This window comes from Pantoea cypripedii (assembly GCF_011395035.1).
Classification (GTDB): Bacteria; Pseudomonadota; Gammaproteobacteria; order Enterobacterales; family Enterobacteriaceae; genus Pantoea; species Pantoea cypripedii_A.
Genome location: NZ_CP024768.1, coordinates 3,834,649 through 3,849,851 on the forward strand (window position 1 = coordinate 3,834,649; position 15,203 = coordinate 3,849,851).

The window sequence follows — 15,203 nt, forward strand, 5'->3', positions numbered from 1 at the left end:
ATGCCGACTGGCGTTGTGTTTAATTATGATGATAAACCAGTGCGTGAAGGCCGGTGCGTTTTTTTCAGGCAACTCTTGATATTTGCAAGAAAAAATATTGTGAGCGGAGTCAAAGTGCAGATAAACAGAGGCCGGACAGAGTCCGGCCAGAGGGGATTATGCGTCAAACGGATCGCGCAAAATCATGGTCTCACTACGGTCAGGACCAGTAGAAATAATATCCACCGGAACACCGGTTACCTCTTCCACACGTTTGATGTAGTCACGTGCGGCCTGCGGCAGACCTTCCAGCGTTTTCACGCCAAAGGTGTTTTCACTCCAGCCCGGCATTGATTCGTAAATCGGCTCAATACCTTCCCAGCCTTCAGCAGCCAGCGGCGTGGTGGTGACTTCGCGGCCATCCGGCATGCGATATCCCACACAAATTTTCACTTCTTTCAGGCCATCCAGCACGTCCAGTTTGGTCATGCAGAAACCTGACAGCGAGTTGATCTGCACTGCACGGCGAACCGCCACGGCATCCAGCCAGCCGGTACGACGACGACGACCGGTGGTGGCGCCGAACTCGTTACCTTTGGAGCAAAGGAACTCGCCAGTTTCATCAAACAGTTCAGTCGGGAACGGACCTGCACCCACGCGGGTTGAATAGGCTTTAACGATACCCAGCACGTAGTCAACATAACGCGGACCGATACCAGAACCGGTTGCCACGCCACCTGCGGTGGTGTTTGACGAGGTCACATACGGATAAGTACCGTGGTCGATATCAAGTAACGTACCCTGCGCACCTTCGAACATGATCAGATCGCCACGCTGACGCGCGTTATCCAGCAGTTCAGACACGTCAACGACCATGCTGGTCAGGATGTCGGCCACCGCCATCACATCGTTCAGCACTTTGTCGTAATCGACAGCGTCTTCTTTGTAGTAATTCACCAGCTGGAAGTTGTAGTAATCCACCACTTCTTTCAGCTTGGCAGCGAAGGTTTCTTTGTTGAAGAGATCGCCAACGCGCAGACCACGGCGGGCAACTTTATCTTCGTAAGCCGGGCCGATACCGCGACCGGTGGTGCCGATAGCTTTAGCACCACGCGCTTTTTCACGCGCCAGGTCCATCGACACATGGTATTGCAGGATTAACGGGCAAGCTTCAGACAGCAGCAGACGTTCGCGTACCGGTACACCGCGCTCCTCAAGACCTTTCATCTCTTTCATCAGCGCTTCTGGTGACAGCACGACGCCGTTACCAATGATGCTGGTGACGTTTTCACGCAGGATGCCTGATGGAATTAAGTGGAGGACGGTTTTTTCACCGTTGATAACAAGCGTGTGGCCTGCATTATGACCACCTTGATAGCGCACGACGTATTTAGCGCGCTCTGTGAGAAGGTCTACGATCTTACCTTTACCTTCGTCACCCCATTGGGTGCCCAGTACGACGACGTTCTTACCCATTTTTTCAAAATCACCGATTGCTTAAAAATGGATTCTACCACCTGACTTTTCCACTTTCAGCTCTTTTAGCATACGATTGCGCGGTTTTTTGCCTGAGTTTTGGTCAGGTCACAACATGTTGGGGATAAATCAGCGACCAGACACAACAAGGCTGAAAAATAGCGCGCATTTTAGCTCGCGTGCACACTTAACATGTAATAGATCACCACTCCGGCAACCACCAGCCCGCCGCCAAAACGATGTAACAGACGATCCGGCAGCTGCGCCATAGCCAGAATCATACGTCGCCAGATACGCGGCAGAAACATCGGCCCCAGCCCTTCCAGAACCAGCACCAAAGCCAGTGCCATCCAGATGGTTGTGTTCATTATCTTTTCCCCAAAAAAAAGGCCGACAAGATTGCCGGCCTTGAATTTATATCAGTTCTTAACGCGTTGCGTTAGAGGGGGCCTTCATATAACGGAAGAAATCGCTATCCGGGCTTAAAACCATAATATCCTGATTATCCGCGAAGCTGTTTTCATAGGCACGCAGACTACGGATAAAGGCATAGAAATCCGGATCCTGGCTGAACGCATCAGCAAACAGTTTCGCCGCTTGCGCATCACCCTCACCACGGGAAATCAGTGCCTCACGCTGGGCTTCTGCCAGTGTACGGGTCACCTGATAATCCGCCTGAGCGCGCAGTTTTTCTGCCTCTTCCTGACCCTGTGAACGCTGGCTACGTGCTACCGCTTCACGCTCGGCGCGCATACGGTTGTAGATAGCATCAGAGACTTCAGTTGGCAGGTTGATCTGCTTAATCCGCACGTCAACCACCTGAATACCCAGGGCTGCCATGCTGTTCGGGTTCGGCGCGGGCTCTTTGCTGTTGGTTTCACGCTCAACCCGTGCTGCGGCATCAGCAATCGCATCGTCTGCAGCCGGTGTCTGTACTTCATCATCGTTGCCTGCGCTGCCGGTATTCAGGGCATCACGCACGTCGGTGGTCAGACGGCCACGCGAATCGGTCACGATATCTTTCACATCAAGACGGCCCATTTCAGAACGCAGACGGTCACTGAACTTACGTTTCAGCAGCACTTCAGCCTGAGAAATATCGCCACCACCGGTCGCCAGGTAGTAACGGCTAAAATCACTGATACGCCATTTGATATAGGAATCAACGATCAGGTCTTTCTTCTCTTTGGTGACAAAGCGATCTGCCTGGTTATCCATGGTCTGGATACGTGCATCCAGTGATTTCACGGTTTCAATAAACGGAATCTTGAAGTGCAGACCCGGTGCATAAACCAGCGGTTTGTTCTCGCTATCACGCAGAACCTTACCAAAACGCAGCACGATGCCACGCTGACCTTCCTGCACCACGAACAGTGACGCGTACAGCACCACCAGCACTACAATAATTACGGCGATGATTGGCTTACGCATCGATTACTCCCTCCCTTCGCGCTGGGTATCGTTACGCTGCGCATTGGCGCGACGCTGATCCATGATGCTGTTCGGACTGTACGATGAAGTGTCGCTATTGCTGGCGTTGCTGTCCGAAGCCGGCGGTAACTTCATCAGATTGGTATTTTTCTGGCCGTTTTGGCCCGCAGCAGACTGAGCGCCACGCATCAGTTGATCCAGCGGCAACATCATCAGGTTATTGCTACGGTCGCTAACCAACACTTTGCGGGTATGGCTGAGCACGCGTTCCATGCTTTCGATGTACAGACGTTCTTTGGTGATCTGTGGTGCCGCTTTGTATTCAGGCAGCATAAGGGCAAAGCGCGCCACTTCACCCTGTGCTTCCAGCACGGTGCGCTCTTTGTAAGCACGCGCCTCTTCCAGGATACGTTGTGCCTGACCATTGGCTCGCGGCTGAACTTCGTTGGCGTAGGCTTCGGCTTCACGCACGTACTGCTCACGGTTTTCACGCGCGGCAATCGCATCATCAAACGACGCTTTTACCTCTTCCGGTGGACGCGCCGCCTGGAAGTTAACATCAAGCAGCGTGATGCCCATGTTGTACGGACGAATGGTTTCATCGATTTCGCGCTGGGTTTCGCTACGCACCACGGTTCGACCTTCGGTCAGAATGCGGTCCATCGTAGAACGACCAATCACGCCACGCAGCGCGCTGTCAGTAGCCTGACGCAGGCTGTCATCCGCGCTGGTCACAGCATAGAGGTAACGCTCAGGATCGGTCACACGGTACTGCACGTTCATTTCTACGCGCACCACGTTTTCATCCGACGTCAGCATCACGCCAGACGCGGCGAGTTCACGCACCGCTTCCACGTTCACGGCACGGACCTGATCGATAAAAGTGGGTTTCCAGTTGAGGCCTGGTTCCACCAGATGGCTGAATTTACCGAAGCGGGTGACGACGCCACGTTCTGCTTCTTTAATGGTGTAGAAACCGCTGGCTGCCCAGATGATGACTGCCGCTGCGGCAACGATGCCGACCAGTTTGCCACCGCTACCGCCGCTGCGCTGGCCATTGTCGCTCTGTTTGCCACCGCCCAGTCCACCGAGTTTTTTACTCAGCTTACGGAAGATATCATCCAGATCAGGTGGTCCCTGATCGCGACCTCCTTTATTTCCCCCAGAGTTGCCGCCTTGATTATTGCTGCTTCCCCACGGGTCGCGGTCCTGTCCGTTATTACCGGGCTGATTCCACGCCATGTCTCTACTCCATTTATTGTATTTACGTTTTACCTTGCAGCCGATGTTCAGGCTTTCCGGTAAATGAGTTGGGCAACGGTCAAACAATATAACTGGCGAGCGACGGCTCCTGTTTACATAAACGACGCCAATCAACAATTGGCATACGCACATGTAAACCTACACTGCCATCATCTTCATTCCATTCTTTCTCAATCGCCTGTAACTGATAAAAGCGACTGCGCAGACGTCCGGCGTCCGGCGGCAAACGCAGGTCGTACTGCGCAATTTCACCGGCAAGGCGTTCTGATAATGCCTGCCACAGTAAAGGCAGACCGACCCCCGTCTGGGCTGACAGCCAGACGCGAATCGGCTTATTCTCTTCATCTCGATCGATACGCGGTTCAAAATCCTCCAGCATATCGATTTTGTTCATCACCAGCAGGGCTGGAATTTCATCGGCCTCGATTTCTTCCAGCACGACGTTGACCGCCTCAATATTGTCATTGAGACGGATATCAGCCGCATCAATCACATGCAACAGTAAAGTCGCCTGGCGCGTCTCCTGCAAGGTTGCCTTAAATGCGGCAACTAAATCGTGAGGCAGGTGGCGAATAAAACCTACCGTGTCCGCCAGCACCACTTCCCCTACATCCGCGACATTAAGGCGACGCAGGGTAGGATCCAGTGTGGCAAACAACTGATCCGCAGCGTAAACATCCGCTGATGTAATGGCGTTAAACAGGGTGGATTTACCGGCGTTGGTGTATCCCACCAGCGAAACGGTTGGCACATCCGCTTTGGCTCGCGCCTGCCTGCCCTGCTCGCGCTGTTTTTCCACGCGTTCAAGACGGGATAGGATCAGGCTGATGCGATTGCGCAGCAAACGACGGTCCGTTTCCAGCTGGGTTTCACCCGGACCGCGCAAACCAATACCGCCTTTTTGACGTTCAAGGTGCGTCCATCCACGTACCAGGCGGGTTGCCAGATGGCGTAGCTGTGCCAGCTCGACCTGCAATTTACCCTCATGGGTACGGGCGCGCTGAGCAAAAATATCAAGAATTAGGCCGGTACGGTCGACAACGCGACACTCGCACAGCCGCTCAAGATTTCGTTCCTGAGCAGGGGATAAGGCATGATCGAATAAAACGACCGATGCTCCACTCGCTTTTACCGCATCGGCAATTTCAACTGCCTTTCCTTCACCGACAAAATATTTGGGATGTGGCGCTTTACGGCTGCCAGTAATAACCTGCAGCGCTTCGACGCCCGCAGAAGAGACAAGAGTTTCAAACTCCTGCAAATCTTCCAGCTCTTTGTCTTGGGAGAACCAGATGTGTACCAGTACGGCCTGCTCACCGGCATCATAACGGTCAAACAAGCTATAACCTCGCTAAAATAAAATAACCAGGACGGGAAAACGTGTTCGCTCTCCAGCCCTGGCTTCACGGCTACACAAAAAATTATTCTGCGTTATCGCCGTCTTGTTGTGGCTGCGACTGAGCGGTTTGGTTGCTTCCGCCGTGGTGGTAGTTACTGCTTCCGCCGCCCGCATTGTTGCTATGGTGCGATACCGGACGAGAAGGAACCACTGTAGAGATGGCGTGCTTATACACCATCTGGCTAACCGTGTTTTTCAACAAGATCACGAACTGATCAAAAGATTCAATCTGCCCTTGCAGCTTAATACCATTCACCAAATAGATCGAAACCGGTACACGTTCACGACGCAGTGCGTTCAAAAACGGGTCTTGTAAAGATTGCCCCTTAGCCATTCTATCTTTTCCTTATATGCTTGTTGTTTGTTACTTTTTGAACCGTGGTTCAGAAAAACTGCGTAAAAATTTGCGCACGATAACGGACCAATTGTACACAATCATCCCTGCTTAGCACTAACAACCTGAAGCACCGCATTACGCGCTAAGTCTGGCTCATCACTGTCTAACCAGTGCACGTCGGGCCAGCCACGTAACCAGGTCATCTGGCGCTTCGCGAGCTGCCGGGTTGCGCAAATTCCCCGATAAACCATTTCGTTGTAATCGATTTCGCCAGTGAGGTAAGACCACATTTGACGATATCCTACACAGCGAATGGAAGGCATATCCGTATGCAAATCACCCCGTGCAAACAAAGCACGAGCCTCCGCTTCAAATCCTGACGCCAGCATCTGGTTGTAACGCAACGCAATGCGTTGATGTAGCAACTCGCGACTCGCCGGAGCGATGGCGAATTGGTACACGTCGTAGGGTAACGCTTCACCGGATGTTTTTGTCAGTTCCGTTAAAGTTTTACCCGAAATAAAAAAAACTTCCAGTGCTCGCGAAAGTCTCTGCGGATCATTCGGATGAATACGACTACCGGCGACCGGATCGATTTCACACAGTTGGCGGTGAAGGTCATCCCAACCCTTTTCTGCCGCCATTTGCTCTATCCGCTGACGCACGTCCGGATCGGCCGAGGGCAGCGGCGACAATCCTTCAAGCAACGCCTTGAAGTAGAGCATAGTTCCACCAACAAGCAACGGAATCTTACCCCTTTGGGTGATCTCCGCCATTTCTGCCAGCGCATCGCGACGAAACTCAGCAACGGAATAAGCTTCCGCCGGGTCGCGAATGTCCAGCAAACGATGGGGTGCCTGCGCTAACTCCTCAGCAGACGGCTTCGCCGTGCCAATATCCATCCCGCGATAGATTAAGGCAGAGTCAACGCTAATAAGTTCCACCGGAAGATGCTGACGCAACGAAATTGCCAGTGCCGTCTTACCGGAGGCCGTAGGCCCCATCAAAAAAATTGCCTTAGGCCGGCCAGCCTGGTTCTGTTCACTCATGCTTCAACGCGTTAATCGCGCTCTCAATCTCAATAGCCTGTAACAGGCCAGAAGGCGGCGACTTCAGCAAGTGCGGACAGAGCCGTTCCAGCTCCGCCAGCAGCGTAATCGCCTGCGAGTGATTCCAGTGCGCTGCCTCTGCATCATCACGACGTGCCAGCCATTGGGCCAGCGAGGATGCAGAGACCTCTTGCTGTCGGGCGAGATAGCCTAACAGGTCTGGAATCAAGATTTGTAAATTTTGTGTTCGTAACGGTAAAGGCACCGCGCGCAGAGTCACATGCTGGCCTTCCCTTTGTAAATCAATGCCCATGGCAGTGAGCAGCGCCGATTGCTGACCAATAACGGCCAACTCTTCCGGCGCAATTTTCAGCCTGACGGGAATGAGTAGCGGCTGCGGTTTTAATCCCTCTTCCCCAGGTTGCAACTGGGCCTGTTTCAGCCAGCGTGCCGCCACGGGCAAAGAGAGTAACAATAGCTTATCGCCACGCTCCAGCAGGGCATAGCTCTCACGCACCACACTTAACACCCGGCCAAAACTCTGCGCATGCGCAGCAAGCGGCGCTTCGCGTTCAGGTTTCGACACTGGCGCTGGCTGGGGCTGCGGTGCCGCTGCGGTGGCTGGTGTTTTCAGGAGTTGCTGATAGGCCGCCCCTTCCCGCGCGCGGTAAGTCGGCTCTTTTTGCTGCCAGCCGCCACTGGTGGTTGCGCCTGACTGGCGTGGTGCAGCCGGAGGCTGTGAAAAATGATTGCCGCCCGCTGCCTGACGATTCTCGGGCTGCCACTGCGGCGCAGGTTCTTCCGCATGGGCGATTGGCAGCTCTGCGGCACGGCTGGCCTGTAACGCGCTCATTACGCCCTGCCAGATAAAATCATGCACCAGGCGCGACTGATGAAAACGCACCTCATGCTTGGCGGGATGGACATTGACATCCACCTGATGCGGATCGATTTCCAGGTACAGCACATAAGCCGGTTGCTGCTCATCCCCCAGTTGGGTTTGGTACGCCTGGCGGATGGCATGATTGATCAATTTGTCGCGCATCATACGGCCATTGACGTAGCAATATTGCAGGTCCGTCACCTGGCGAGAACCCGCCGGATCGGCCACCCAGCCACGCAACGCCAAATCGTCATGCTGCCAGTCAATTCTCAATGCATGCTGCATAAAGGTGGTACCGCAAATCGCCCCCAGTCGTCGCTCACGCTGCGCATCCTGGCTCACGCCGCGATACTGACGCATCAGCTTGCCATTATGGCTGAGTGAAATTGCCACATCGAAGCGCGCCAGCGCAATGCGGCGAATCACTTCATCAATATGGGTAAACTCGGTTTTTTCCGTGCGCATAAACTTGCGTCGGGCGGGGGTGTTGTAGAACAGGTCGAGCACTTCCAGCGTCGTTCCTGGGGGATGCGCGGCCGGTTTAACCGTCACCGCCATATCTCGCCCCTCTGCGTAGGCTTGCCAGGCTTCGGTTTGAGCCTCGGTACGTGAGGTGAGCGTCAGGCGGGAAACCGAGCTGATACTGGCGAGCGCTTCCCCGCGAAATCCGAGACTGACGATGGCTTCGAGATCATCAAGTGAGGCGATTTTACTGGTCGCGTGACGTGCCAGCGCCATTGCCAGCTCATCTTTAGCGATACCACAGCCGTTATCACGGATGCGGATCAGTTTCGCGCCGCCTTTCTCAATATCGACCTCAATACGAGTCGCACCGGCATCGAGGCTGTTTTCCACCAGCTCTTTCACCACCGACGCCGGACGCTCCACCACTTCACCTGCTGCGATCTGGTTTGCCAGCTGCGGCGGTAAGATTTGTATAGGCATGGTGGTGTCCTTGTAACTGGCTGGCCCATCCGGGCCGGCAATCAGGATTGCGGAATTTTCAGGGTCTGACCCAGCATCACATTGGAGGACTTCATGTTATTCGCCTGCATGATGGCATTGGGACTGACGCCATAACGGGCGGCAATCGCCGTCAGAGAGTCACCACGCACCACTTTATGACGCACCGGACCGCGCGAGGCTGTCGCGGTGCCCCCCGATTTAGCCGGGACTTTCAGACGCTGACCGACCCAAACCACGTCGCGTTTCAGGCTGTTCATCTCGCGCAACGTTGCCATGCTGACACCGTATTTTGCCGCAATGCCTGACAGGGTTTCACCGCGCGTCACCGTATGGCGCTGCGTTGCGCCAGTGTATTGCACCGTCCCTGTCGCCGGGTTGCTGGCGACGCTAACCGCTGGAATGGTGTCCTGCGGCCGGTTTTCTTCCTTTGGGACCGATTGCAGCGGATGCGCCAGGAAGTAATTACGCAGCCCCTTATAAATCGACTGAGCAATCTTCTCCTGATATGCGCTACTGCCAAGCAGTCGCTCCTCCGCGGCATTACTGATAAAGCCGGTTTCAACCAGCAAAGAAGGAATATCCGGCGAACGCAATACGCCGAGGCTGGCGTGCTCTGGCAGACGTTTATGCAATGGCGTGACGCCACGCAGCTGCTGCAACACTTTCACCGCCACATCATAACCGACGCGCTGTGAATGACCGAATTGCAGATCCAGCACGGCCTGGCTCAGGTAAGGATCGGCCTGGCTGTTTGCCAGCAGATCGCCCGCGCCACCCAGCAATTCCGATTGCTTCTCTTTCTGTTCCAGCCAGTTCGCCATTTCGCTATTGGCGCGACGGTTGGATAGCACCCATACCGACGCCCCCGTGGCTGAATGATTCGGCGCGGCATCGGCGTGAATCGACACCAGCAGGTTGGCGTTTTCTTTGCGCGCCACATCGGAACGGCCCATCACCGAAATAAAGTAGTCACCGGTACGCGTCAGCACCGGTTTAAACATCGGGTCCCGATCCATCAGCGCCTTCAGCTTGCGCGCAATGGCAATGGTGACATTTTTCTCATGCAAACCGTGCTGGCCGGAAGCCCCAGGGTCCTGACCACCGTGTCCGGCGTCAATTGCCACAATTACCTGTTCGTTACGGCTCACCGAGCCACCTGGGCGTATCGTGGTATCACTGCTGCTGACCGCCGTCACCGGGTTAGCATTGAACGGATTACCCTGGTTGCTGCTTTGCGGCGTTTCCCGCACAGAATCGACTGGCGCAGCGTTACGTTTGGCGGTTTGCGTACCACGCATGGTAAACACCACACGATATTGATTGCCCTCACGCTGCGTGACGGCTCGGGTGCGTGCCGCCTGCGTCAGCTCGAATACCAGGCGGATACTTTGCTTATCCTGCGGTTTACTGTTGCGGATACGCTTAACAATATTTTCGCCGCTGAAATTGAGCGGCAGCCCCTGAATATTGCCGCTCTGGCGAATATCCAGCACCACGCGATCGGGATTATGCAGCGGGAAAAAACCATACACCGGCTGGCCGTTGAAACTCAGTGTCACCGTCGCCTGGCTGTCACCATTTTCAACTTTAATATCTGACAACGCAGCCGACAATGCTGAAGCCGAAAACAGGCAGAGCAGGGCCGCAAGGACCATTTTCATCCGTGACATCATGCCTGATCCCTTTGCTGCTTAAAATGTTGCAGCAGGCTTTCACCCTGCACCGAAACCGCCTGTAATTCTGCTTCGCGCGCGTCATCAACGTAACGCAACGTCAATGCTAAATCGGGGTCAGGTAACACACCCGTGCCCTGCTGCGGCCATTCGACCAGACAAATCGCTTCGCCGCTGAAATAATCACGAATGCCCATGAATTCCAGTTCTTCCGGATCGGCCAGACGATACAGGTCAAAATGATACAGGGTACGGCTACCCAACGTATAAGGCTCGACCAGCGTATAAGTGGGGCTTTTTACATTACCCTGATGACCCAGCGCGTGCAGGAAACCACGACTGAAGGTGGTTTTACCGGCACCCAGATCGCCATAAAGATAAATAACCGCCGCACTGCTGCACACGCGAGCCAGCTGCGCGCCAAGTTCAAGGGTTGCCGCTTCATCGGGCAAAGGGATAACACAGGTCTTCATGCTTTATTGTTGGATCATCTCAGGATTAACAAACTGCCATAGCAGCTCGAATAAATCGGTGGCCAGCATCCCGCGCGTGCCGCGCAAACGGGCAACGGCGTCCGCTGCTGCACCATGCGCCACACAGCCTGCGCAGGCTGCATCAAACAAAGCCAGTTTCTGGCCCATCAACGCGGCAATGATGCCGCTCAGTACGTCTCCCATACCACCAGAGGCCATACCGGCATTACCCACATCGGCAATCACCAGCTCTCCCTTTGCACTGGCAATCACCGTACCCGCCCCTTTCAACACTGCCACGCCTCCGTAGCGTTTGACCAGCGCCTGGGCGGCATGGATGCGGTCACTCTCAATATCACTGGTCTTCACATCCAGCAGGCGGGCTGCCTCACCGGGATGTGGTGTGATGATGCGATTCTGACGGGAATCTGCGTTGATTGCCAGCAGGTTAAGTGCATCCGCATCCCAAAGCATCGGCTTTTCGCAGGCAGCAACCCTTTTCAGTGCCTTTTTCCCCCATTCACGCTGGCCTAAGCCAGGGCCAATGGCGATCACATCTGCCCATTCAAGCGCCTGTTGCAGGCGCGCATCGCTCAGCGCATCCACCATCAGTTCCGGCCTGGCGGTCAGAATCGGCGCAATATTATCCTCATGCGTCAATACGCGAACCAGACCCGCCCCCGCGCGCAGCGCCGCTTCCGCTGTCATGCGAATGGCCCCTGCCGTACCGGTATCGCCCCCCACCACCAGCAGGCGGCCATGATCACCTTTGTGGGACGTGGCCTGGCGCGGCTTCAGCCAGCGGGAAAGATCCTGCGCATCAATCCGCTGCATCGGTGCTTCATTGCCGCTGAGAAACGGCGATAATCCCAACTCGTCAACATGCAGCTGTCCCACATAATTACGGGCCATGCCGGTGAGCAGCCCCGGCTTCAACACGATCATGCTGAGGGTATGAGCAGCAACGATGGTCGCACCCGGCGCAGAGCCGTTTGCCGCCATCAGCCCGGACGGGATATCAATCGCCAGCACTGGCGCAGCATGGGCATTTGCCAGCGTAATCAGATGTTCATAAGGCGCGCCAGGCGCACGATTTAACCCGGTGCCAAGCAGTGCATCAACTATCACCTCAACCTGCTGCGGCCAGGGGGCATCGGCGGCATGAATTACCCCACCAGCGGCCAGCCAGGCCTCCCGCGCCTGTTGCGCCTCTTCCGGCAACGGCCTGCTGCCCTCACACGCCAGCAATGTCACCTGTATCCCTGCGGCTTGTGCCAGCCGTGCGACCACATAGCCATCCCCGCCGTTGTTGCCGTGGCCGCATAGAATCAGCCAATGGCCCGCTTCGGGCCATAACCGACGCGCCAGTTCATAGCTGGCCTGCCCGGCACGCAGCATCAATTCATACAGGGTTAATCCCAGGCTATCGGCCGCATCGCGTTCCAGTTGACCTATCGCCTGCGCAGGCCAGACAGAGTGTGATAAACTGCGCGGGTTAGCATTCACTTCCTGGTTTCTCATGTCATACCCTCTCGATCTTCATCAGCTTGCTCAACAGATTAAACACTGGGGACGCGAATTTGGCTTCCAGCAGGTGGGTATTTGCGATACCGACCTTAGCGCAGAAGAGCCCAGGTTGCAGGCGTGGCTGGAGAAACAATATCACGGCGAGATGGAGTGGATGGCGCGTCATGGCATGATGCGCGCGCGCCCTCATGAGTTATTACCCGGTACGCTGCGCGTCATCAGCGTGCGCATGAATTATCTGCCTGCCAAAGCTGCCTTCGCCAGCACGTTAAAAAACCCTCAGCTCGGTTATGTTAGCCGATATGCGCTGGGACGCGACTATCACAAAGTTCTGCGCAATCGGCTAAAAAAACTTGGGGATAAGATTCAGGAGCATTGTGGCGAACTGAATTTTCGCCCGTTTGTTGATTCCGCCCCACTACTGGAACGCCCGCTGGCCGCAAAAGCGGGACTGGGCTGGACCGGAAAACATTCGCTGATCCTCAACCGCGAAGCGGGCTCCTGGTTTTTCCTCGGCGAGCTGCTGATCGATCTGCCGTTACCGGTCGATACCCCGCAGGAAGAGCAGTGCGGTCGCTGTGTGGCCTGCATGACCATCTGCCCCACGGCAGCCATTGTCGAGCCATACACCGTGGATGCGCGTCGTTGTATCTCTTATCTGACCATTGAGCTGGAAGGTGCCATTCCCGAAGAGTTTCGTCCGCTGATTGGCAACCGCATTTATGGTTGTGACGATTGTCAGCTGATTTGTCCGTGGAACCGCTATGGGCAACTGACTGATGAAGATGATTTTTCGCCCCGTGCGGTGCTACATGCCCCACCCCTCACCACGCTATTTATGTGGGATGAAGCAAAGTTTCTGCGTGTGACGGAAGGGTCGGCGATTCGCCGGATTGGTCATCTGCGCTGGTTGCGCAATGTGGCGGTAGCGCTAGGCAACGCCCCGTGGTCAGAAGAAAACATTGCCGTGCTGCAACAGCGTTCAGGGGAGCATCCATTGCTGGATGAACATATCGACTGGGCATTGGATCAACAGCGTCAGAAACGTGCTGCGCTCGCCATTGAGGTTCAACCCGCCCGCAAACTGCGTCTGGTACGTGCGATTGAAAAGGGTCTGTCACGTGATGCGTGATTGAGCAAATTTACAGGATAAAATCCTTTTCCACATGCTGTGAATAAAATTATAAGTCCGATTGCAGGTATGCCCCGTTATATCGTCCAACCCTCACGCCAACAGCCTGAAACATGAAAATAATCTTTAAAATCAATTAATTACTGATTTATCGTTAACATTCTCACATGTTTTGAGTTGCAAGCCGCTGTCCAGAGCCTGTGGATAACTCTGTTTAAAACAGTTTTGCAGATGGGGTAAAACGCCGTCCGGGTGCACCAGACAGATTGTGGATAACCTAAAGGATTATCATGACAGCGACTGTCACTAACCTGCTTCAGCAGAATTTCAGAAAACGTCCTGGCTGACACAGTTTGAGTGCTGTTCGTAATCGAAGACCAACAACGTTAATGAATATAAAAATCTGGAGCGGGAAACGAGACTCGAACTCGCGACCCCGACCTTGGCAAGGTCGTGCTCTACCAACTGAGCTATTCCCGCGTAGGAGGTACTGCTATACAAATTTTGGAGCGGGAAACGAGACTCGAACTCGCGACCCCGACCTTGGCAAGGTCGTGCTCTACCAACTGAGCTATTCCCGCGTAGAGGGTGCTGCTGTACAGATTCTGGAGCGGGAAACGAGACTCGAACTCGCGACCCCGACCTTGGCAAGGTCGTGCTCTACCAACTGAGCTATTCCCGCATAACCATCGTCTTTTTGTTTGCCACTGCGTTGGCTTCCTTCACTCACCCAGGTCACTTACTTGAGTAAGCTTCCACGGATTCGTTCAGTTGCCGCCTTGTTGCAAACAAAAATACTCGATTCTGCATCGTCGTACTTGCTTGCCACTGCGCAAACTAAAAACTGATTCTGTACCGTACCGAAATTCTTCATCGGTACGGGGTGCGCATTATACGAGAAATCCTTTCCATCGCAAGAGCCTGAAAGCAAAATTTTGCGCTTTCCGCGCGTTTGCTGATTAATTCAGCAACCTGCTGTTTTCCTGCACACCCCGGGCGGGTTAAAGCTGCAAAAAGTGCTCGCGATAATAAGCCAGTTCCGCCACCGATTCGCGAATATCATCCAGCGCCTGATGGCTGCCACTCTTTTTGAAACCCGGCAGGATATCGGGTTTCCAGCGACGAGCCAGCTCTTTCAGGGTGCTGACATCGAGATAACGGTAATGGAAATAGGCTTCCAGTTCCGGCATGTATTTAAACAGGAAGCGACGATCCTGACCGATGCTGTTGCCACAAATCGGCGAGGTATTCGCGGGCACCCACTGTTTCAGAAATTCGATGGTCGCCAGTTCAGCAGCGTGATCGTCATACTGGCTGGCTTTAACGCGCTCCACCAGGCCGCTATTGGTGTGAGTGCGCACATTCCAGTCATCCATCAGCGCCAGTTGCGCATCGGATTGATGTACCGCCAGCACCGGCCCTTCCGCCAGAATATTCAGGTTAGCATCGGTAACCAGCGTGGCGATCTCAATAATACGGTCGCGTTCCGGATCCAGCCCGGTCATTTCGAGGTCGATCCAAATCAGATTGTTTTCATTTCCAGCTGTCATGCGTTTTCCGCCCGTTGCCAAAGTCGTCATTAGACTAAATTAAGGTGTATCATAGACGTTTTGCC

At 54.5% G+C, this 15,203-nt stretch carries 13 protein-coding genes and 3 tRNA genes; 1 reads left to right on the plus strand and 15 read right to left on the minus strand.

All coding sequences use genetic code 11. The features are described from left to right. Positions 1 to 156: 156 nt before the first annotated feature. The 11 genes from CUN67_RS17825 to nnr form a co-directional block, all read right to left on the minus strand. Positions 157 to 1,455 (minus strand): adenylosuccinate synthase, encoded by a 1,299-nt coding sequence (locus CUN67_RS17825; protein WP_208716639.1) that lies wholly within the window; start codon positions 1,453 to 1,455, stop codon positions 157 to 159. 170 nt (positions 1,456 to 1,625) lie between these two features. Next, a complete protein-coding gene (locus CUN67_RS17830) occupies positions 1,626 to 1,823 on the minus strand; it encodes a DUF2065 domain-containing protein (RefSeq protein ID WP_208716641.1) in 198 nt (65 codons plus the stop codon). A 58-nt stretch (positions 1,824 to 1,881) separates the two neighbouring features. After that, entirely contained in the window at positions 1,882 to 2,886 is a 1,005-nt protein-coding gene (gene hflC, locus CUN67_RS17835; protein WP_208716643.1) for a protease modulator HflC, read from the minus strand. Positions 2,887 to 2,889: 3 nt separating this feature from the next. After that, entirely contained in the window at positions 2,890 to 4,128 is a 1,239-nt protein-coding gene (gene hflK / locus CUN67_RS17840) for an FtsH protease activity modulator HflK (protein ID WP_208716645.1), read from the minus strand. Positions 4,129 to 4,207: 79 nt separating this feature from the next. Further along, complete coding sequence (gene hflX / locus CUN67_RS17845; RefSeq protein ID WP_208716647.1) at positions 4,208 to 5,488, minus strand: ribosome rescue GTPase HflX; 1,281 nt, start codon at positions 5,486 to 5,488, stop codon at positions 4,208 to 4,210. 82 nt (positions 5,489 to 5,570) lie between these two features. Continuing rightward, entirely contained in the window at positions 5,571 to 5,882 is a 312-nt protein-coding gene (gene hfq, locus CUN67_RS17850) for an RNA chaperone Hfq (protein ID WP_208716649.1), read from the minus strand. A gap of 101 nt (positions 5,883 to 5,983) precedes the next feature. Beyond that, positions 5,984 to 6,934 (minus strand): tRNA (adenosine(37)-N6)-dimethylallyltransferase MiaA, encoded by a 951-nt coding sequence (gene miaA / locus CUN67_RS17855; RefSeq protein ID WP_208716650.1) that lies wholly within the window; start codon positions 6,932 to 6,934, stop codon positions 5,984 to 5,986. Then, positions 6,927 to 8,762 carry a DNA mismatch repair endonuclease MutL gene (gene mutL, locus CUN67_RS17860; protein WP_208716652.1) on the minus strand — a complete coding sequence of 612 codons (1,836 nt, stop codon included), beginning with the start codon at positions 8,760 to 8,762 and terminating at the stop codon, positions 6,927 to 6,929. Before mutL ends, miaA begins: the two co-directional genes overlap by 8 nt. Positions 8,763 to 8,803: 41 nt before the next feature. Continuing rightward, the gene (gene amiB, locus CUN67_RS17865; RefSeq protein ID WP_208716654.1) at positions 8,804 to 10,456 is read right to left on the minus strand and encodes an N-acetylmuramoyl-L-alanine amidase AmiB; all 1,653 of its coding nucleotides are present in this window, start codon (positions 10,454 to 10,456) and stop codon (positions 8,804 to 8,806) included. Then, entirely contained in the window at positions 10,453 to 10,929 is a 477-nt protein-coding gene (tsaE, locus tag CUN67_RS17870; protein ID WP_208716656.1) for a tRNA (adenosine(37)-N6)-threonylcarbamoyltransferase complex ATPase subunit type 1 TsaE, read from the minus strand. The genes amiB and tsaE overlap by 4 nt, the downstream gene beginning before the upstream one ends. 3 nt (positions 10,930 to 10,932) lie before the next feature. Beyond that, positions 10,933 to 12,450 (minus strand): bifunctional ADP-dependent NAD(P)H-hydrate dehydratase/NAD(P)H-hydrate epimerase, encoded by a 1,518-nt coding sequence (gene nnr / locus CUN67_RS17875; RefSeq protein WP_208716658.1) that lies wholly within the window; start codon positions 12,448 to 12,450, stop codon positions 10,933 to 10,935. On the opposite strand from nnr, the gene queG reads away from it, so the two are divergent. Further along, positions 12,449 to 13,588: a tRNA epoxyqueuosine(34) reductase QueG gene (queG, locus tag CUN67_RS17880; RefSeq protein ID WP_208716660.1), complete on the plus strand. Its 1,140-nt coding sequence runs from the start codon at positions 12,449 to 12,451 to the stop codon at positions 13,586 to 13,588. The genes nnr and queG overlap by 2 nt on opposite strands. Before the next feature lie 404 nt (positions 13,589 to 13,992). Here queG and CUN67_RS17885 read toward each other — a convergent pair. From CUN67_RS17885 to orn, 4 genes are all read right to left on the minus strand, one after another. Next, positions 13,993 to 14,068: transfer RNA gene (locus CUN67_RS17885), tRNA-Gly, on the minus strand. Positions 14,069 to 14,093: 25 nt separating this feature from the next. Continuing rightward, a tRNA-Gly gene (locus CUN67_RS17890) sits at positions 14,094 to 14,169 on the minus strand. 25 nt (positions 14,170 to 14,194) lie between these two features. After that, a tRNA-Gly gene (locus CUN67_RS17895) sits at positions 14,195 to 14,270 on the minus strand. Between the two features lie 319 nt (positions 14,271 to 14,589). Then, positions 14,590 to 15,138 carry an oligoribonuclease gene (orn, locus tag CUN67_RS17900; protein ID WP_208716662.1) on the minus strand — a complete coding sequence of 183 codons (549 nt, stop codon included), beginning with the start codon at positions 15,136 to 15,138 and terminating at the stop codon, positions 14,590 to 14,592. Between the last annotated feature and the right edge of the window lie 65 nt (positions 15,139 to 15,203).